The sequence below is a fragment of the Thermoanaerobaculia bacterium genome (assembly GCA_035717485.1).
Lineage (GTDB): Bacteria > Acidobacteriota > Thermoanaerobaculia > UBA5066 > DATFVB01 > DATFVB01.
In genome coordinates this window covers 1-19257 of record DASTIQ010000064.1, presented here as the reverse complement: position 1 = coordinate 19257, position 19257 = coordinate 1, and the positions used below count along the sequence as shown (strand labels likewise).

General features: G+C 67.8%; 23 protein-coding genes. 12 read left to right on the top strand and 11 right to left on the bottom strand.

The window, feature by feature from the left end; translation table 11 throughout:
* The 8 genes from VFS34_03135 to VFS34_03100 form a co-directional block, all read left to right on the top strand.
* The coding region (locus VFS34_03135; GenBank protein ID HET9793432.1) for a hypothetical protein at nt 1-189 on the top strand (189 nt) is incomplete at its 5' end.
* Nucleotides 162-389 (top strand): hypothetical protein, encoded by a 228-nt coding sequence (locus VFS34_03130; GenBank protein ID HET9793431.1) that lies wholly within the window; start codon nt 162-164, stop codon nt 387-389. The genes VFS34_03135 and VFS34_03130, both read left to right, overlap by 28 nt.
* A gap of 155 nt (nt 390-544) precedes the next feature.
* On the top strand, nt 545-694 hold the full coding sequence (locus VFS34_03125) for a lmo0937 family membrane protein (protein ID HET9793430.1): 150 nt from the start codon (nt 545-547) through the stop codon (nt 692-694).
* A 108-nt stretch (nt 695-802) separates the two neighbouring features.
* Nucleotides 803-2020, top strand: a complete 1218-nt coding sequence (locus VFS34_03120) for a DUF6600 domain-containing protein (protein HET9793429.1) — start codon at nt 803-805, stop codon at nt 2018-2020.
* A gap of 220 nt (nt 2021-2240) precedes the next feature.
* Entirely contained in the window at nt 2241-4076 is a 1836-nt protein-coding gene (locus VFS34_03115) for a hypothetical protein (GenBank protein HET9793428.1), read from the top strand.
* Nucleotides 4077-4128: 52 nt separating this feature from the next.
* Nucleotides 4129-4944, top strand: coding sequence for a YhjD/YihY/BrkB family envelope integrity protein (locus tag VFS34_03110; protein HET9793427.1), 816 nt, complete (start codon nt 4129-4131; stop codon nt 4942-4944).
* A 100-nt stretch (nt 4945-5044) separates the two neighbouring features.
* Nucleotides 5045-5707: an LPXTG cell wall anchor domain-containing protein gene (locus tag VFS34_03105; GenBank protein HET9793426.1), complete on the top strand. Its 663-nt coding sequence runs from the start codon at nt 5045-5047 to the stop codon at nt 5705-5707.
* 73 nt (nt 5708-5780) lie between these two features.
* Nucleotides 5781-6356, top strand: coding sequence for a class D sortase (locus VFS34_03100; GenBank protein HET9793425.1), 576 nt, complete (start codon nt 5781-5783; stop codon nt 6354-6356).
* Nucleotides 6357-6470: 114 nt separating this feature from the next.
* On the opposite strand, the gene VFS34_03095 is transcribed toward VFS34_03100, so the two are convergent.
* The 10 genes from VFS34_03095 to VFS34_03050 form a co-directional block, all read right to left on the bottom strand.
* The gene (locus VFS34_03095; protein ID HET9793424.1) at nt 6471-6977 is read right to left on the bottom strand and encodes a nuclear transport factor 2 family protein; all 507 of its coding nucleotides are present in this window, start codon (nt 6975-6977) and stop codon (nt 6471-6473) included.
* Between the two features lie 146 nt (nt 6978-7123).
* Nucleotides 7124-8113: an aldo/keto reductase gene (locus VFS34_03090; protein ID HET9793423.1), complete on the bottom strand. Its 990-nt coding sequence runs from the start codon at nt 8111-8113 to the stop codon at nt 7124-7126.
* 261 nt (nt 8114-8374) lie between these two features.
* Nucleotides 8375-8857, bottom strand: a complete 483-nt coding sequence (locus tag VFS34_03085; protein HET9793422.1) for a CBS domain-containing protein — start codon at nt 8855-8857, stop codon at nt 8375-8377.
* Nucleotides 8858-9091: 234 nt separating this feature from the next.
* Nucleotides 9092-9268 (bottom strand): hypothetical protein, encoded by a 177-nt coding sequence (locus VFS34_03080; GenBank protein HET9793421.1) that lies wholly within the window; start codon nt 9266-9268, stop codon nt 9092-9094.
* A gap of 108 nt (nt 9269-9376) precedes the next feature.
* Nucleotides 9377-9670, bottom strand: coding sequence for a hypothetical protein (locus tag VFS34_03075; GenBank protein ID HET9793420.1), 294 nt, complete (start codon nt 9668-9670; stop codon nt 9377-9379).
* A gap of 190 nt (nt 9671-9860) precedes the next feature.
* On the bottom strand, nt 9861-10364 hold the full coding sequence (locus VFS34_03070; GenBank protein HET9793419.1) for a VOC family protein: 504 nt from the start codon (nt 10362-10364) through the stop codon (nt 9861-9863).
* Nucleotides 10365-10416: 52 nt separating this feature from the next.
* Entirely contained in the window at nt 10417-11655 is a 1239-nt protein-coding gene (locus VFS34_03065; protein ID HET9793418.1) for a hypothetical protein, read from the bottom strand.
* 70 nt (nt 11656-11725) lie between these two features.
* Nucleotides 11726-11965 carry a hypothetical protein gene (locus VFS34_03060; protein ID HET9793417.1) on the bottom strand — a complete coding sequence of 80 codons (240 nt, stop codon included), beginning with the start codon at nt 11963-11965 and terminating at the stop codon, nt 11726-11728.
* 102 nt (nt 11966-12067) lie between these two features.
* Nucleotides 12068-13603 (bottom strand): ATP-binding protein, encoded by a 1536-nt coding sequence (locus VFS34_03055; GenBank protein ID HET9793416.1) that lies wholly within the window; start codon nt 13601-13603, stop codon nt 12068-12070.
* A complete protein-coding gene (locus tag VFS34_03050) occupies nt 13587-15095 on the bottom strand; it encodes an ATPase domain-containing protein (GenBank protein HET9793415.1) in 1509 nt (502 codons plus the stop codon). Before VFS34_03050 ends, VFS34_03055 begins: the two co-directional genes overlap by 17 nt.
* Before the next feature lie 169 nt (nt 15096-15264).
* Here VFS34_03050 and VFS34_03045 point away from each other — a divergent pair, with 169 nt between their 5' ends.
* The 4 genes from VFS34_03045 to VFS34_03030 are packed head-to-tail and all read left to right on the top strand — an operon-like array spanning nt 15265 to nt 18693.
* Nucleotides 15265-16074, top strand: a complete 810-nt coding sequence (locus tag VFS34_03045) for an ABC transporter permease (protein HET9793414.1) — start codon at nt 15265-15267, stop codon at nt 16072-16074.
* Nucleotides 16065-16844, top strand: a complete 780-nt coding sequence (locus VFS34_03040) for an ABC transporter ATP-binding protein (protein ID HET9793413.1) — start codon at nt 16065-16067, stop codon at nt 16842-16844. The genes VFS34_03045 and VFS34_03040 overlap by 10 nt, the downstream gene beginning before the upstream one ends.
* Complete coding sequence (locus VFS34_03035; GenBank protein HET9793412.1) at nt 16844-17617, top strand: ABC transporter permease; 774 nt, start codon at nt 16844-16846, stop codon at nt 17615-17617. The genes VFS34_03040 and VFS34_03035 overlap by 1 nt, the downstream gene beginning before the upstream one ends.
* Nucleotides 17614-18693, top strand: a complete 1080-nt coding sequence (locus VFS34_03030; protein HET9793411.1) for an ABC transporter substrate-binding protein — start codon at nt 17614-17616, stop codon at nt 18691-18693. Before VFS34_03035 ends, VFS34_03030 begins: the two co-directional genes overlap by 4 nt.
* A 22-nt stretch (nt 18694-18715) precedes the next feature.
* Here the strand turns inward: VFS34_03030 and VFS34_03025 are convergent.
* On the bottom strand, nt 18716-19257 hold a 542-nt coding region (locus VFS34_03025), incomplete at its 5' end, for a transporter (GenBank protein ID HET9793410.1).

Here is a 19257-nt window from a genome sequence, read left to right as displayed (position 1 = left end):
TGGTACCAGTGGGACCCGACCAAGTGGCTGATCGCGTTCCTGGGCTTCACCCGTCTCGCCCGGAACTTGAGAAGGACCCCCCAGGCCGCGATCGAGGCCGCGCGCCTGCGCTTGAAGACGGCGAAGGCGCTGCGCGCGCCGTCGGAGACGGTCGGGCCGACGTGGAGCACGACGTCCACCTCTCGCTGACGGAGACGGAGAAGAACGATCTCGTGGAGTATTTGAAGTCACTCGAAATCGAGGAAGGAGCCGTCGTGGACGCGAAACCCTGGACATACCTGCATTCACCGATCTTCTGGGCCATGATGATCAGCGCGCCGATCCTGTGGGCACTCGTCATCTATCTCATGTATCTGTCGGCTCGACTTCTCGTCCCCGGGGCCCGATGAGGGACCTCGTCACCGGATCGGCGGGTCCCGGAGGGTAGCTGGTGCGTCCGGATCAGGCGGGAACGACGCGTCTCGTGTAGCGTCTGGAGATGTCGGAGACATCGGTCGCCGGCTCCGATGCCGAGATCGGCGATCCGAATATGGGAGGACTGTCGATGCTGTACACGATTTTCGTGATTCTTCTCATACTGTGGCTGATCGGGATGGTCACCTCCTACACGATGGGTGGGCTGATTCACATCCTTCTGGTCATCGCCGTCATCGTTCTGATCGTCAGGCTCGTCTCCGGACGACGCGTCGTTTAGGCGATTCGCGAGCCACGATGGGCGTGGCGGAGTGTCGATCTCGAGACGTGCGGGTCCAACGAGCGCTCCGAAGATGCGGTGCACTCGTGTCATTTGAGGAGTAACACCATGAAGAGATTCACCATGGCAACGCTTCTCCTGGGAGCGCTCGCGATCGCTTTTTCGGCAGGGCCGGCGACGGCGCAAGTCAGCGTGAGCGTGTCGATCGGGGGGTTCTACGACGAGCTGTCCCCCTACGGCCAGTGGAACGACTGCAACTACGGACGCTGCTGGACCCCGCACCACGTCGGGGCGGGCTGGCAGCCGTACACCAACGGCCAGTGGGTCTACACCGAATACGGGTGGACCTGGATGTCCGACGATCCGTGGGGAGGCAACCCCTACCACTACGGGACATGGGTATTCCTGGGCCGGTACGGCTGGTCCTGGGTTCCGGGAACGGTGTGGGCCCCCGCGTGGGTAACGTGGAGCTACAGCAACAACTATGTCGGCTGGGCGCCGCTGCCTCCCACGCTGGCCTTCGGCATGTCCGGCTACGCCGGAAGGGCGATCGTCATGAGCCCGTCGCAGTACGTTTTCGTCCCGACCAATCGTTTCGTCGGAACGAACGTCGGTTCCGTGCGCGTCTCGGCGCAGCAGAACGCCACGATATTCCGGCAGACGAAACCGGTGACGCGTTTCGCGGTGTCGGGCGGCATCGTTCACAACACGGCCATTCCCGTCGAGACGATCCAGCGTGCCGGGGGCGCCCGGATCGAAACGCGCAGCATCGCTGACGCGAAAGCCACGCCCCGCCCGATGGCGGAGGGGACCGGCGGCAAGGGCCGGAAGGTGGCGATCGTCGCGCCCGCACGCGAGGTGAAGGCCGCCGCGACCTCGAAGTCGCAGGAGGGGGCGCGTTCCGCGGCTCCGTCCGAGCAGAGGTCCAAACCGGAAAGCAAGAAGGAGTCCGGAAAAGCGAAGAAGGAATCGCGGCAGGAGACCGCCGCTCCGCGCGGGACCGTGAAGTCCGAGCCCCGGCAGCAGCAGGCGCCGAAGGCTCACGAGACGCAGGGGAAATCGCATGGCCACGCGGCACAGCCGCCTTCCCAAACTCGGGAAAAAGCGACGAAGCCGCCGGCCCGGGTCGAGGCTCCGCCGCCCCCATCGCATCAGGCGGCTCCCCCCGTGGAACGGCACGAGCAGCCGCCGGCTCGGGTCGAGGGCAAGCCGGCGGCCGGCCACCCTTCAGGGCAGTCCGCGAAACCGGCTCAGCCCAAAGAGGGCTCGAAAGACAAGAAGCCGCCCAAGAAGGACAAGGGGGAAAAGGACGACAACCCGCACTGACGCCGCTGTATCGGGCGTTTCCGGGATTCATCGGCTGTCAACACCGGGGAGCCGTAATCACCCTTCGGCTCCCCGGCTTTCCCTCGCGCTTCGAACTTGAGTTCCTTCCATGGCGAGTCGCCGAGTCCGCGAAGGATTCCGCGCCCGGTCCTCGAGGTCGACGCCGGTTGAGTCAATCGAATCTAGCCAGGGCATCCGAAACGGATTCGACTTGCCGCTGATGCGTTCCATCCCGGCCCGTCTCTTTAAGGCGGTTGCGATCTTCCTGGTGCTCGCGACGGTGCCGGCCTTCGCCCAGGCGCCGGAACCTCCGCCCCTGCCGGCGGCGCCCGCTACTCCGACGCCGGACCTGCGGGCCTTGCTCGATCAGATCGCCGCCTGCGTGGAGAGCGGCAAGCTCAACGTCGAGATCGACCTGCAGGCGGGCCGCGTGCCCTCGTCTCCCGGCTGGACGGTAGAGGTGATCGGAATGCCGAAGGCCACGCTCGCCGCCGAGGCGGCCGACGGGCGAGTCCGAAGCCTCGACTTCACGGTCACCGGCGGCCAGCTCCTCGTCGACGGCAAGTGCCTGCGACCCGACGTCTTCCTCGAAAGCATCCATTTCGAAGAGGGCAAGGGAATCACGGCCGCCCGTTTCCGGGGCCGCGGAATCTGGAGGCCGATCGTCGCGATCTTCCGGGGTCTCGGGATGTCGGCGCTCCGCAAGCTTCACCTCCGTACGGACATTCCGTCCGTCGTGCGCGGCGAGGTCCTGGGCCCGAAGACCGCGGCCGCGGCGGGCGTCGGCGCTTCCTTTCTGGTCCTCGTCCGGGAGGTCCGCATCCACGACTCTGCCTTCGCGGCCTTCGGCGGACGCCCGCTGGACCTGGGCGAGATGGTCCAGTTCAAGACCGCTTCGCAGCCCAGGGCGGGGAGGCCCGCGCGTATCGCCGTCACGGACGGGGTCTTCCGGCCGGCGCGGAAAGATCGGCCCGCGCAGCTCGCGATCGCCGGCCGGCTCGACGGAGAGGTCGAGGACGGCTCGGTCGCCTTCGTCGGCGGACGCAGCACGTTCTCGCACGGTGAATTGACGGACGGCGAGTTCGACGTCCGTTCCGGAGACGACGGAAAGCTCCAGACGACGATCTCCGCCGCCGCCTTCGCTCTCGACCTGACGTCGGGACAGTTCCGACTGCCCGGAGGTCCGAAGATCGGCGTCGACGCGCCCTCGCGCTTCACGGTCCGGAAGCTGCGCACCCGGCCGGACGGAAGCTATTCCGGGACCGTCGACGCGGACCTGTTCGGGAAGTTGGGCGTCATCGACCGGGGCGGGACTCTCGTGTCGGCGAGCAACATCGAGATGCATACGCGCGGGGCGGCCATGGTCGACGGGCGGGCAACCGGCGACGTCGAGCTCGGATTCGACTACCGCATCGACTACGTGCTCGTCGTGCACTATCCCATCGCGGAGATCGGCGACCGGCGCGTTCCGCTCGTCTTCGAGGGCCCGTTCGCGACGACGCTGCACCTCGAGGACGCGGGGAGCGGGGATGAAGGCGTCGTCACGGGGGAGTATCGGTTCAAGGTGCCGTGGCCCCCCGTCGAGCAGGCCGCCTTCGAGGTCCTGCGAGCCAAGTGGAGCCAGGACATCCCGGCCGTCATCCGCGATGTCGACTTCGCGCTCGAGCCGCGGCACTTCGGTCCCTGCGGCGGGACCTGTTTCCTCGTCGATCTGACCGTGACGGTCGAGAAGATGAAGAAGATCCGGGGCCGGTTCTTCCAGCAGGTGTGCGACACGGAAGGGAAAGCGGACCTGGTCGTCGATGCTCCCGCGCGCCGCTTCCTCCTCCGCAACGTCCGGATCGCGCCGCGGTGCGAAGGGGTCTTCGGCTGGATCGTGAACGTCATCACCCCCTTCCTGACCACGACGTACACGGACGTGACGCTCTTCCAGATGCCCGCGAACCTGCCCTTCACGATCGAGTCGGTCGACAGCGGCACCGACTGGCTCGGCATCGCGGGGAAGATCGCGTGGGCGTCGAAGGCATCCGAAACCCCTTCGAAGCCGGTTCCGTAGGCGCGCCGGCGAACCCGAGGCGTCGGCGACCCGTGCTATGAATCTGCGAACGATGGACCCGGGCCGACTCAAGGCGACGCTGGCGCGGCTCGGCCGGCTCAACAGCGCGGCCGCCGAGCTCGCCTACTATCTCGCGCTGTCGCTCGTGCCGTTCGTCGGAATCGCCATCGTGCTGGTCAGCCTCTGGCTTCCCGGGGGCCTCGGAGCGTCGATCGGGAGAGTCCTGCGCGACGTGTTGCCGGGTTCGCCCGTCGCCGGCGAAGTGCTGAGCTGGGCGCGATCGTCGGCGAGCCGGGGATGGCTGACGGGGGGCTTCCTCCTCGCGCTCTGGAGCTCGTTCCGATTCACGTCGCGGTGCGTCGACGCGCTCGGCTCGATGATCTCCGGGGACGTCCACTCGCCGGAGTGGAGCGGGCGGTCGATCGTCCGATCGATGCTGCTCCTCGCGGTCTGGATGGTGGCGCTCCTCGCGACGGCGCTCTTCCTACTCGTCGCGCCCTCGATCGAGCACGGCTTGCTCGGCCGGTCCGCGTTGTCCGAATCCTCGTCGGCGATGTTCACGGTGCTGCAGGCGCTGCTGGCTCCCGGCATTCTGCTCGGTGCCATCTGGCTGACGTACCGGGTCGTCGACGGCATGCGGGCGGGCGCCGTCCGGATGGCGCTCGTCGCGCTGCTGGTCTCGCTGGGCTGGATCGCCGCCAGCGTGGGATTCTCCCTGGCGGTCCCGGTGCTCTGGAGCACGGCGCGGCTGTACGGCACGCTCGGCAGCGTGGTGCTGTTCCTGATCTGGGCGCATCTCATCGCCTGGATCCTCCTGCTCGGGGGAGTCCTGCTCGCGCCGTCCGCGGGGACGCGCGTGGGCGACTGAAAACGATCGTTTCGAGGTCTCAGCCCCATCGAAACAAACGATTGGATCCCTCGAGGCGGACCTCCTAGTCTGCAGGAGAAAGAAAAGGAGCTCTGCGACCATGAGACACACGAGAATTCTGTACACGCTCTTTCTGTTCGCCGCGGGGATGTGGCTGCTGCCGGCGAAGGCCGGCGCGCAGGACGTCCAGCGCCGGGCGAAGATGACCCTGACGGAGGCCGCCGAGATCCCCGGCACCATCCTTCAGCCCGGCACCTACGTCGTCAAGGTGATGGACTACAAGGACGAGAAGGAAATCGTCCAGTTCAGCACCGAAGACGACAAGACCGTCGTCGCGACGGTGCTCGCCATCCGCGACCGCCGGGTCCGCACCGACGATGGGCAGACCGGTTTCATCTACTTCCAGAGGCTCGAAGGCAACCCGATCGCGCTCAAGAGCTGGTATTACGCCGGCGACGAGTGGGGTGAAGTGTTCGCGTACCCGCGCTCGAAGGCGATCGTCATCGCCCAGGCCACCCACGAAGAGGTGGTCGCGACTCCGGTCGAGTCCCATCCGACGCTCCAGGCCGAGGTGACGGTGGTCAAGCCCGCGCCGGCTCCGAAACCCGCCGTCGAACCGGTTCCGGTGGCCGAGAAGACGGTGGTCGAGAAGACCCCGGCACAGTTGCCCAGGACGGGCAGCTCGCTGCCGCTCTTCGGCCTGATCGGCCTCGGCGCGTTCGGCGCCGCCGCGGCGATCCACTTCGCGCGCCGGATGGCGTAAGCGAAGGAAGAGCGATCAACTCCACGGATCGAGCCGGGACACGGGTCCCGGCTCTTTTCCTTTCCCTCCGACGATGAGAAAACTCGAACGCCTGCTGTGGGCGATCGGAGCCGCGTGCCTCGGCTGGTGCGGTTTGACGCTGCTGGAAGCCCGTTCCTACCAGAGCTCGCACGCTGCGGCATTCTCGAGGAACTTGACCCCCGTGACTCTCCCGCCGATGCTGGCGGCGGCGCCGCGCGCGAAGGTGGCGGACCGAACGGCGATCGGCCTCATCGAGATCCGACGACTCGGCATGTCGGCCATCATCGGCGAAGGGGATGGGGAAGCGACCCTCCGGCTCGCGGTCGGCCATATCCCGGGAACCGCGTTTCCGGGCGGCATCGGCAACGTCGGGCTCGCCGGCCATCGCGACACGTTCTTTCGCTCTCTCTCCCGGATCCGTGTCGACGACGAGATCCGGGTCACGGGCGAAGGAGGCGTCGCTTTCGTGTACCGCGTGAATTCGCGCGCCATCGTCGACCCTTCCGACGTGAGCGTGCTCGAAGCGGGTCCGAACGCGTCGCTCACCCTCGTCACCTGCTATCCCTTTCACTATCTCGGCCCGGCGCCGAAGAGGTTCGTGGTCAGGGCCGGGCGCGTCCCCGTCTGAAGACCTCGAGTCGAAGATCGCCGGCGGCCGCGGTCGACTCGAGTGCGTGGAATCCCATCGGGGATCGTGGATTGCCGGGCGACGCGCCGTAAGGTCGCGGCGACCCGCTTTCCGTTATCGCACGGCGGGTTGCGGGTCTGCGGGAGCCTCGTTGGCGATGTCCACGGTGCAGCGCCACTGTCCGTCGGAATCCTTCCTCCAGATCGAATAGCCCTGCAGGTGCAGCGTCGTCAGGTCCCCCGTCGGTCCCGGCAGGGTCATCTCATCGGCGCCGCGCATGTAGGCCATCCGGCCGTCGGGCGAGAACGTCGGCTTCCGGGATACCCAATGGATCCGGAACCCGGGGGTCTTGAAGCTCGATGCCACATAGGCGCGAATCGCCGGCTTGCCTTCGACGGCCGGCTGCCCGGGTTCCATGATCACCGCGTCGTCCGTCCAGTAGGAGACGATCCGCTCGACGTCCTTGCCGGCCGCCGCGAGATCCGCCCACTCCGCGTCGCGATGCATCAACGCGGCGGACTCGGCGGTCGCATCGAACGCCGGCGTCGTCGACGCGCACGCCCCGAGCGCGAGGGAGACCGAGGCCGCGAGCAGGAGTCGAAACGGGCGCGACGAGTGCATGGGACCTCCATCATGTTTCGCCGAGAAAGGCGCGGGTTGTTTCGAGGATAGCACCCATCGGCGGAGGGTCCGCGGGCGACGTCACTCGGGACGCGACGCCCGTCGCGGTTCGGTCCTCGCCTTTTCCGAAGGTCCGACCCCTCCGCTCAGCGACCGACCATTCGCGCGAGACTCTCCGGATAGCGCGCCCCGTGCACCGAAATCCTCTTCGACGCCTCGTCGATCTCCCGGAGATCGTCGGGCGTGAGCGAGATCTCCGCCGCTCCGAGGTTCTCGTCGAGCCGGGAAAGTCTGGTCGTCCCCGGGATCGGCACGATCCAGGGCTTCTGCGCGAGGAGCCACGCGAGCGCGATCTGCGCCGGCGTCCCCTTCCTCCGTTCCGCGAACCGGCCGATGAACTCCACGAAGTCCTGATTCGCCTTCCGGTTCTCCGCCGAGAACCGGGGAAGTCCGTTGCGGAAATCGGATTCGTCGAACTTCGTGTTCTCGTCGATCTTTCCGGTCAGGAAGCCCCGGCCGAGCGGGCTGAAGGGAACGAGGCCGATGCCGAGCTCCTCGAGCGCCGGCAGGACCTCCGCTTCGATCTCTCTCCACCAGAGCGAGTACTCGCTCTGGAGGGCGGTCACCGGCTGCACCGCGTGGGCGCGCCGGATCGTCTGCCCCCCCGCTTCGGAGAGTCCGAAGTGCCTGACCTTCCCTTGCCGGATCAGATCGTTCACCGCTCCCGCCACCTCCTCGATCGGCACTTCCGGATCGACGCGATGCTGGTAGAAGAGATCGATCACGTCGGTGCGAAGCCGTCTGAGCGAAGCCTCCGCGACCTCGCGCACGTGCTCCGGGCGGCTGTCGACGCCCCGCTGCTTCCCGTCGCGATCCAGCTTGAACCCGAACTTCGTCGCGATCACGACGCGGTCGCGCACCGGAGCGAGAGCCTCGCCGACGAGCTCTTCGTTGGTGAACGGGCCGTAGATTTCCGCGGTGTCGAAGAACGTCACGCCGCGATCCACGGCGAGACGCAGCAGCGCGATCATCTCTCCACGGTCCCGGGGCGGTCCGTAGCCGTGGCTCATTCCCATGCACCCGAGACCGAGGGCGGAGACCTCGAGGCCGCTTCTTCCGAGTTTTCGCTTCTGCATTTCCGACCTTTCGTTCGACGACCGGGCCCGAGGCGATCTTACCCCCGCCCTTCGGGAGGGCGAGGGAAGGAGGGATCGAAGCCGTGAGCGCCGCCGCCGACATTCGGCGGGACGAAAGGTGGGCGGCGATCAGGGCGGCCGTCTCCCTGCCGGAACGCGCGCCGCTTCGGGCCGGGCACGCCGGGATTCGACTCGGAGGAAGGCGGTAGGGAGACTTTCGGGAACCGCGTGCCGCCGCTTTTCCGGGACGGGGTCTCGGGGCTACGTCGAGATGACGCGCTGCCGGCGGGGAGAGCGCTCGCCGTAGATCGCCTTGAGGGTGCGGACCGCGTCGCCGAAGGAGATCGTCGAGTGCGTGGCTTCCATCGCTTCTTCGGAGCGGAGAACGACGTCGTCGATCGAAAGAATCCCCTGGAGCTTCGATTTCGCGTCCACGACGGGCAGCCGGCGAATGTGATGATCGCGCATCGTCTTGAGCGCCGATTCGAGCTCTTCTTCGGGTCCGCACGAAATGACGGGCCGGCTCGCGAGCTCGAGCGCCGGAATGTCGCAGGCCGCGCAGTTCGTGGTGGCGATCGCCTTGCAGACGTCGCGATCGGTGAGGATCCCGAGCAGTCGGCGGGTCTCGTCCACGATCGGGACGACGCCGACCTCTTTCTCGGCCATGATCCGGGCGACATCGCTGACGGTCGCGTCCCTCGTCGCGAAGAACGGAGAAGAAGTCATGATGGCCTGGACGTTCATGGGCGCCTCCTTCAATGGAAAACGGGGACTTCGAACACGCTTCCGCTATGTTCGCGGGTTCCGCGATGCCGGCCATGAGCCATTCACATCAGGCTGCGGGCGGGCCGGCCGGCGGTGCGGATCCGTTCTCGCGGGAAGCCCGGAGCCGCGGAGGAATCGGGGCGCGCCCGGGGGCGCGCGACGCGCCCCCCGGCCCCCGCGAAAGGTTCTGCCGGCGCGCCCGGGGACCGGGGCTTACGTCCTCCCGACGCCGAGCGCGTCGGCGACGCGGTTGATGTAATTGAACCAGGAGGCGATCAGGGTGATCTGGAGGATTCCGCGATCGTCGAAACCTGCCCGACGAAGCGTTTCGAGGTCACCCGGGCCGAGCTTCGTCGCGTCCTTCGTCAGCTGCGCCGCGTAGTCGAGCATCGCACGGTCCGGAGCGTCGATCGGCGCGGTCCGGTAATCGTTCCGGAGCGCCGCGACCAGTTCTTCGTCCAGGGTGACCCGACGCAGAAACTCTGCGTGCGATTCCAGTCAATAGACGCACCGGTTGACGGCCGAGACGACCGTCGTGATCATCTCCTGCTGGCGGCGCGTCAGCGGCAGGTCGGGAGACATCAGGACGCCGAACGTCGCGAACGAGTGGTAGAGCGCGTCCGGAATCAGGCTGTGGGCGCCGACGACCCCCGACATCTCGTCGTCGCGCCGGGCTTCCGCCGCCGGAACCGATTCCGCGTACTCGGCCGGGTAGAGGTCGCGCTGCTTTTCCCACGCCCGAAGGAGCTTCTCGTCGGCTTCATGGAAGGGAACGGTCTTGATCCAGGTCATCGGCGTCTCCTCGCGAAGGAGCGTACCAAAACGAAGCACGGGCGAGTCTCGCGCCCGGCCGCGGGCCGTGGATGACGTCGGCCTCCCCGTGGGGATCGATCCACCGACGACCGTCGATCCGCGGTTCTCCGTCCGCGCCGAGGCTGTCCCGGTGCGCGGCCGGCCCGATATCGCCGGATCGCGGCGACGTTCACATTCGGACCACCGGGCCCGTGTCGTCCTCGTCGCTGAGATAGGCGCGCCGCAGGTCTTCGATGACGATCCGGTCCATCCCGAGGAGCGCGCCCATCACCCTCTTCGATTTCCGGGGATCCGGGTCCGACATCATCTCCCCGAGCGCTCGCGGGACGATCTGCCAGGAGAGTCCGTAGCGGTCCTGGAGCCAGCCGCACCGGTCCTTTCGTCCGCCCGCCGAGAGCTTCTCCCAGAGATCGTCGATCTCTTCCTGGCTGTCGGTATGGACGAGAAGCGAGAGCGCGGGGGTGAAGTGGTACCGCGGGCCGCCGTTCAACGCCATGAACGTCTGTTCCTCGAGCTCGAACGTGACGACGAGCGCTTTCTTCTTCCCGTCGGGACCCTCTTCGCCCGCGCGGCTGATGGTCCCGATCTTCGATCGCCGAAACACGGAGACGTAGAAGTGGGCCGCCTCCTCGGCCTGATCGTCGAACCAGAGAAATGGAGTGATCTTCTGCATCGCGTTTCCTTTCGACCGGCCGCCGCCGGCCGGTCCGGGGCCGCCGTCCACCTTACGGCATCTCGAGCGTCGCGTGCGCGACGAACGCGATCCGCTCGTAGCCGACGATCCAGACCTGGAGACGGCGCGGAGCGTCGGCGTTCTTCCAGAGGTAGATCCCGTCGATGCCGCCGAAATGGTTGTCGGCGAGAGCGCCGCGGGAGTCGAGCAGGAAGAGATAGCGCGGTCGATCCTCGGCGAGCTCGGCCGCGCGCTCGCCGGCTTTCGCGTGAATCGTCGGCGTCCCGATCCCCGACACGATCTTCAGGACGTCGTTTTCCGCTTCGGGCGCGGCGGCCCGGCCGACGAGGGAATCGATCCGCGAGTCCGCGAAGAGAATTCGATTTCCGTTTTCGAAATCGATCTCGATCTCGGAGTAGGGCGCGCCGCCGGCCGGCGGCGACGCTTTTCGGACGATCGTTCGCGTCGGGTGCGCGAGCCACGCGAGGTCGAACTTCATCGGGTCGTTCGGGTCGTAGAAGCCCGGCTCGGAAAACCGCGCGGTCACGATCGGCTGCTTTCCGGGGGCCGCGAAGTCCCCGTACGTCGCGATCGGCGTCAGGAGCAGCTTGACCTTCCCGGCCTGCTCGGGGAGCCGCTGGAGCGGATCGCCGGAATGGAGGTCGATGGCGGGGAGAGTGGTCTCCGACGCGATCCGCCGGAGCTCCGCGAGCGGCACCGGGAGGCCGGCGAGCTTCGGGTAGCTCGAGAAGAGCGCGTCCCAGTCGGCGTAGGGAAATCCGTTCACCTCTTCGAAGAGCGCGGCATACGCGGGCTTCGGGAAGTCGAACCAGGCGTGGTAGAGAGTCTGCGTCTTTCCCGCCCGCGTTTCCGTCAGTTTGATCTCCCAGAGCCCCTGCCGCAGGCAGTTGTTCGCGATCGAGAAGTCGAGACCGCCGGGAAGATCGTTGTGCACCTCGTTGCGGTTGAACTCGCGCTGCACGAGGGCGATCTTCGTCAGATCGGCGTTGCCGCGCGCGAGCGCCGGCACGCGGGGGACGAGGAGGCGCAGATCGACCGACGGGAGGACGAGCGAGCGGTCCGACGGGACGAGGGAGACCGTGTACGTTCCGGCGGCTTCCCGCCGCATCTCGATCCGATCGAAGGACGGGGCGGGAACGTCGGGCGGGAGCGTGAGCTTTTCCGATTTGAGCGGGGCGGAAATCTCCGGGGCGCCGGCTCCAAGGGCGATTCCCCCGGCAAGGAGAGCGGCGAGACCGAGCCGGGTAACGAGCGCACGCGAACCTCTCATGACGTTTCCTCCGGTTTTCGGCGGCAAGCTATCACGTCGACCTGAAGCCGGCCGCAAGCGGGCGCGCGGGTCAGTCCGAGGCGACGGGCCCGTCCGGTTCGACGAACACGGATGACCGTCCCTCGCGGATCGCGGCGTCGAGCGCCTCGCGGATATCGCTCTCCGAGGCGCCGCGATCCCGGAGGAACCGCCCGGCGGAGGCGCGGTCGGCGAGAACGTAGCGGCGAGGATTGTCGGCCGGCTCGGTCGCGAGGATGCGAAACCCTCCGGGGGTCTCCGGGTCCGGGGAGATCCAGAACGCGCCGCTCAAGCGGGATCGGGGAGAAACGGGCGAGGAGGGTATCTCACGCTTCGGCGCACTCTGCCGGAGGACGGCCCTCGGGAGATATCGAGAGATTGCGGGAGCGGGAGATCAGCGGGGGAGGGAGGCATCCGAAAGCACCCGACGCAGCGCTCGGCCCGTGATCGGCTTCGTGAGGTGCCCGTCGAAGCCCGCACGCGCGGCCTTCTCCCGGTCCTCGGCCTGGCCGTATCCGGTCAGCGCGATGAGCCGGGCGTCGCGGCCGAGCTCGGACCGCACCGTTCGCGCGACCCCGTATCCGTCGAGACGGGGCAGCCCGATGTCGATCAGCGCGACGTCGGGGCGCAGAGAGCGGATCAGCTCGAGTCCCTCCGCCCCGTCTCCCGCCGTCGCCACCGAATGACCGTCGAGCTCGAGGAGCTGCCGGATCGATTCCCGGAGGTCGCCGTTGTCCTCGATCAGCACGATTCGGCGGGTCGCCGAGTCGGGGACCGGTTCGTCGCGCGGCGTCCCGGGGCCGGCGGGCGCGGCCGCGGCGAGCGGGAGCCAGATCCGGAACTCGCTCCCCCGGCCGAGGCCCTCGCTCCTCGCCTCGACCCTCCCCCCGTGGAGCGAGACGAGGCTCTTGACCAGGGTCAGACCGATCCCCATCCCGCCCTGGGCGCGGTCGAGCGTGTCCTGGGCCTGGGTGAAGAGGTTGAAGATGTGCGGCAGCATCTCGGGCGAGATTCCCGCGCCCGTGTCGCGGATCGCGACGAGGGCTCGTCCCTCTTCGCGGCGGACCTCGACGACGATGTGGCCGCGGCGAGGGGTGTACTTGATCGCGTTGTTCAGGACGTTCGTGACGCTCTGCTCGAGACGGACGGGATCCCCTTCGACGCGGACGTCGCGGTCCGCGATCACGCTCACGTCGATCTCCCGGGCCGCCGCGGAAGGGGCGAGCGATTCCGCGCACCGTTCCGCGAGCTCGGCGAGCTCGACGATCGCGCACTCGAGCACGATCTTGCCGGAGGTCACCCGGGAGACGTCGAGAAGGTCGTCGACGAGGCGCGCGAGATGGCGGCTCTGGCGGTGGACGACCCCGATCTCCTCCGACAGCACCGCCTTGCCCCGCCGCCGGGAGAGCTCGACGGCGGCCGTGATCGCGGCGAGGGGATTGCGCAGCTCGTGACCGAGGATGGCGAGGAAGCGGTCGCGCTGGCGGACGTTTTCTTCGAGATCGGCGAGGCGGTCGCGGAGCTCGTACTGGCGGCGGCGCGCCCGGAGCGCCGCGAGAACGGCGGTCGCGAGGTTGAGCTTTCGGACCGGCCGGTCGAGGAGCGTCACGTTGCCGAGGTACTCGAGCATCTCGAGGAGATGTCCGGCGGTGTCGGGCTCGGTCGACCGGAACACCACGATCGGGAAGTCGGACCACGCCGGCTGGTCGCGGAGCGCCCGGGCGAGGCAGTCGAAGTGGGGGCTCAGGGCCTCTTCGGTGACGAGCCCGGCGCCCGACTCGGGGAGCTTCGCGCAGAAGTCGACGAGGTCCGGGCACAGCCGGGCCGAGATTCCTTCCGCTTCGAGCAGGTCGCGCGCGAGGGCGCCGTCCCGTCCGCGCGGCGCCAGGATCAGGACGATTTCCTCGGGCCCTCTATTGGGAAGGCTCATGTCCCTCGGACAGGAGCGCCTCCTCGCGCCCCGTGAAGCGCGGCGTTCCCGTCATCAGCCCCTGGAATCCGGAGAGGGGCTTGCCCGCGCGCACGCCGGACGCGTCCACCCGGTACTCGCGGATCGACGTCTCGTGCCAGCCGGCTCGCTTCTTGACCACGGAGATGGCCTTCAGAAGGTGACCCCCCGCTTCGAAATATCGCAGCAGGATGACGTTGTCGGCGAGATAGCTGACGTCCACCGGCGCCGCCATCGCGGGGCCGAGGAAGCCGTGCTGTGCCATCACCAGGATCACGACCACTCCCCGGCGCCGGAGGTAGTTCAGGAACTCGTGCATCTGCGAGAGAAGGGAGTTTTCCTCGAGCATCGCCGTGAGATACCCCCCGACACTGTCGATGACGACCATGCGGACGCCGGCGTTCTCCACGGCCTCCCGTACCTGCTCGACGAGCTCTCCCGGAGCGAGCTCGGCCGGATCCAGGTGCCGGACGCTGATCGTCCCGTCCTCGGCGAAGGGGAGGAGGTCCGCTCCGAGCGAGCGCGCGCGCGTGAAGAACGTTCCCAGACCCTCCTCGAAGAGAAAGAAGATCGATTTGTGTCCTTTCCGGGCGGCGGCGTACGCGTAGGTCGAAGCGAGCGCCGACTTCCCGGTTCCCGCCGGCCCCAGGATCAAGGTGCTCGTGCCGAAGGCGAGACCTCCTCCAATCAACTCGTCGATCTGCGGGCTGTCGCTCGAGATCTGTTCCTCGCTCTGGAGCCTCGGGTAGTCGGTGGCCGTCAGGCGCGGAAAGACCTTCATTCCGCCGGTCTCGATCCGGAAGTCGTGATATCCGGCGATGAAGGACGACCCGCGGAGCTTCACGACGCGGAGACGCCGGCGGTCGGCCCCGTAGACCGGGGAGTGCTGCTCGAGCGTGATCACGCCGTGGGCGAGGCTCTGGAGCTGCAGGTCCCCGCCTTCGATCGACATGTCCTCGACGAGAATCACCGTCGCGTCGCGCGAGGCGAGGTACTGCTTGAGGGCCAGGATCTGCCGCCGGAAGCGGAGCGGGCTCTGCGAGAGCATGCGGAGGTCCGAGAGGGAGTCGAAGACGATGCGCTTCGGGCCGACACGGTCGATGTCGTCGAGAACCCTCCGCATCGTCTCGCCGAGCTCGACCTCGGACGGATAGAAGAGCGTGTTCTGCGAGGAAGGCTCGAGAGCCGCTCTCTGCGCCGAAAGCTCCTGGAGAGAGATGCCGTCGAGGTTCCATCCGTGGGAGGCGGCGACGGACCGGATCTCTTCCTCGGTCTCCGAGAGGGTGATGTACATCCCCTTTTCGCCTTGCCGGACTCCTTCGATCAGGAACTGGACCGAGAAGGTCGTCTTTCCCACCCCGGGCTGCCCCTGGAGGAGATAGAGCCGGTTCACCGGCAGGCCGCCCTTCAGGACCTCGTCGATCCCCGTGATCCCGGTCGCTGCCCGCGGAAGAATCTTTCCGATGTCCTTCATCGATCGGTTCTCCTGCTTTCCTTTGGTGGCCCCGCCGGTTCTTGCAAGAACTTCGCCTGCGGCCCTCCTGCCACCGGAAGTTCACGCGGATCAATGAGTTTCGGGACGGACCGGCTCCCTTCCGTTCGAGAAGGCCCGCGAGCGATTCTCCGATAGACTTTCCGGCGCCTTGACGGAGCCCGGGATTTCGCCGAGACGACGGACGCGACTCGGAGAACGGATTCTTCCGTTCACCGGAATCGCCGCGCTCATCGTCCTGTGGGACCTGGCGATCCGGACGGGAAGGTTTCCGCTCCTTCCCGGTCCTCTCCCGGTCGTCCGCGCGATCGCCGAGCTCGCGCGGAAGGGTTTTCTGGTCAAGCACGTGGTCGCGTCGCTCTTTCGCGTGACCTGGGGCTACCTGCTCGCGGTCGCCGTCGGCGTCCCCCTGGGGATCACGCTCGCGTGGTACCGGCGGGGGGCGATGGCTCTCGCCCCGCTGCTGGAGCTCGTTCGGCCGATCTCGGCCCTCGCGTGGATCCCGCTCGCGATCCTCTGGTTCGGCGTCGGCGACCTGTCGGCGGTCTTCATCATCTTCGTCGCGTCGTCGCTCCCGATCGCGATCGCGACGATGACGGCGGTCGGGAACGTCCCCGACATCCACTGGAACGCGGGGCGGAACTTCGGACTGAGCTCCGGCGAGATCGCCCGGCGGGTCCTTCTTCCGGCGATCCTGCCCCGGCTCCTCGTCGGGCTGCGGCTCTCCCTGGGGATCGCCTGGCTCGTCGTCGTCGCCGCGGAGATGATCGCGGTCAATTCCGGGCTCGGGTTCCTGATCATCGACGCGAGGAACGCCGGCAACCGCTACGACCTCGTCGTCGCGGGAATGGTTTTGATCGGCGCGATCGGCGTCGGGCTCGACGCCGCCATGCGCCGGATCGAGCGTCTGCCCGCGCTCCGCTGGGGCTACGCCGATTCCGGAGAGGAGTCGTGGGCGTGATTCCCGCCGCCGCCGCCGACCGGGCGAAGCTCTCCATCCGCGGCCTGCGGATGACTTTCCGCGCAGAGGGAAGCGAAGTTCGCGTTCTCGAGGACATCGACCTCGACGTTCGCGAGGGGGAGTTCGTGTGCATCCTCGGGCCTTCCGGCTGCGGCAAGTCGACGCTCCTGAACGTCGTCGCCGGCTTCCTCGCGCCGACGGCGGGCTCGGCGACGATCGACGGGCAGGAGGTCCGGGGCCCCGATCCGCGCCGGATCTTCGTCTTCCAGGAGCGCGGCGTCTTCCCGTGGCTCACCGTCGAAGGGAACATCGGCTTCGGCCTCGGGAAGCTCCCGCGCGTCGAGCGTGAGCGCCGCATCGCGCACTACGTCGGCATGGTCGGGCTCTCGGGCTTCGAGCGGGCGTATCCCCACGAGCTCTCGGGCGGAATGAAGCAGCGCGTCGAGGTGGCGCGAGCGCTCGCGGTCGACCCCGACACGCTCTTCCTCGACGAGCCGTTCGGCGCGCTCGACTCGATCACGCGGCTCGTCATGCGCGGCGAGCTCCTCCGGATCTGGCAGGCGGAGAGGAAGACGATCCTCTTCGTGACCCACGACATCGAAGAGTCGGTCCAGCTGGCCGACCGCGTCGTGGTCATGTCGGCCCGCCCGGCGCGGATCCGCCGGATCGTTCCGATCGACCTGCCGCACCCGCGCGACCTTTCTTCCCGCCGGTATCTCGAGCTCCGCGACGGGATCTTCGAGGAAATCGGGCTCGCCCACAAAATCTGATGCGCGTGCGAAGGATCGAATCGGTGCTCCTTCCCCTCGGCGCCGCGGCGCTTCTCCTCGCGATCTGGCATGCCGCCGTCCGGGCGACCGGGACGACGGTTTTCCCCTCGCCGGCGGCGGTGGCCAGGGGAATCGCGGAGCTCGCCCGGAAGGGTCTCCTGCTCGCCTACGTGCGCGACTCGCTCCTCCGGGTCGCGGCGGGCTTCGGGGCGGCCGTCGCGGTCGGGATTCCCCTGGGGGTCTTCCTGGGGTGGCAGCCGGCGGCCGCGCGCGCGGCCAATCCCGTGATCCAGTTCCTGCGGCCGATCAGCCCGCTCGCATGGATCCCGGTCGCGATCGTCCTCTTCGGCGTCAACGACACGGCGGCGACGTTCCTGATCTTCCTGGGATCGGTTTTCCCGATCCTCGTCGCCGCGATGAACGGCGTGCGCGGCGTGCCGGCGATCTACCGGAACGCGGGCCGGAACTTCGGACTTTCGCGAGGAGCGCTGCTCGCGCGGGTCGTCTTCCCGGCGGCGCTCCCGGAGCTGATCGGCGGGATCCGGATCGCGCTCGGGATCGCCTGGCTCGTCGTCGTCGCCGCCGAGATGATCGCCGTGAACTCCGGCCTCGGGTATCTCGTCATCGACTCCCGCAACGCCGGGAAACGGTACGATCTCGTGGTGGCGGCGATGTTCCTGATCGGGGTGATCGGCCTCGCGCTCAACGTCGGAATCGCGCGGCTCGCGCGGCTCCGCGCCCTGCGCTGGGGATTCCGCGCGGAGGGGGCATGACCCGCGCGTCCTCCCCGAAGCGCGCCCGCCGGCTCGTGCTCTCCGGGCTGGCGGCCTGGGTGATCGCGATCACCGCCGCGCACCTCGCGATGAACTTCGACTGGTCGGCCGCGCTCAACGATCGATTGCCGCCGGAGAAGCGGAAATTGAACGTCGCGTACATCCCCGTCACGTGCCACCTCGCGTGCCCGGTCACCGACTTCATCACCCGCAACTCGCTCGACGGGAACCTCTTCATCCCCCGGATGTTCCAGGGATTTCCGGAGATCAAGGAGGCGCTGATCGCCAACCGCATGCAGGTCGGCTTCATGGTCGCGCCGATGGCGATCGCTCTCCGCGCCCAGGGCGTCCCGATCAAGATCGTCTATCTCGGCCACCGCTACGGGAGCGCGGTCGTGGTGCGCAAGGACGGGCCGATCCATTCCGTCCGCGATCTCGCGGGCCGGACGATCGCGATCCCGAGCCGCTTCTCGGACGAGAGGCTGATCGTCTTCCGCGCGCTCCAGCGCAACGGGATGTCGGGGAAGGACGTCCACATGATCGAGATGTCGCCGGCCGACGTCACGGGCGCGCTCGCGGCGGGGGCCGTGGACGCCTTCTCGATGGGAGAGCCGTATCCGTCGCAGGCCGAGCTCGCCGGCTACGGCCGCGTCCTCTTCCCGGCGCGCGAATACTGGCCCGACTTCATGTCGTGCGTCGTCGTCGTGCGGCAGGACGTCATCGACACGCGCCCGCAGGCGGTCCAGGTGCTCGTCGACGGCATCGCGCGATCGGGACTCTGGCTCGACGAAGGGAAGCCTCACCGGGAGCTGGCCGCGGATTTCGTGGCGCGCTACTACTATCGCCAGCGCCCCGAGATCCTGCGGCACGCGCTGACGGAGCCGCTCGATCGCGTCATCTACACGCGGCTGTCGCCCCGGAAGGCGGACTTCGACATGGTCCGCGATCTCATGATCGAGACGGGCGTCCTCGACCGGAAGATCGCGTTCGAGGAATACGTCGACACGAGATTCGCCGAGGGAGCGGCCACGCAGACCGCGTGGAAATACGAGCCCGGCTCCGGCCGCGCCCAGTAGGAAGAGCCGGCGCGACGTTACGCTACGGAGTGACCGAGACTCCGACGAGGAACCCGACGCGCGGCGCGCCTTCCCAGCCGACGAGGACCGCGAAATCGAACGTGTCGTCCGACGTGAACGCGTAGTTTCCACCGAGGGTGAGCTGCAGCTGTCGCTCCTTGGGTCCCCCGTCGTGGACCTCGGCGCCGTTCAAGTCGATCCCGAGATGGAGCGCGGGCGAGAAGTCGCGCGTCACCGACACCCCCGAGCTCAGGATGTGTCCGGGGGTGTGGATTCCGACGACGCCGGTCTGGGTGTTGCCGGCGAACTGGACGCCCGCGTTGACGTGGAGCAGGGTCACGGGTGAGAGGCTCTTCTGGAGAATCAGATTCACGCCGTAGTCGGCCAGACCCGAGCCGAGCTGTTTCTTCTCGCTCCCCGTCGGGAACTCGACGGCGGCGTTGACCGTGAACGCGGGGCGCTTCGAGCCGGGCGTTTCTTCGACGACCTTCCACTTCGCCGCGAAATCCAGGTCGCCGAAACCGAAAGCGCTCGGCGTCGCCCCTCCGTTCTCGATCAAAATCA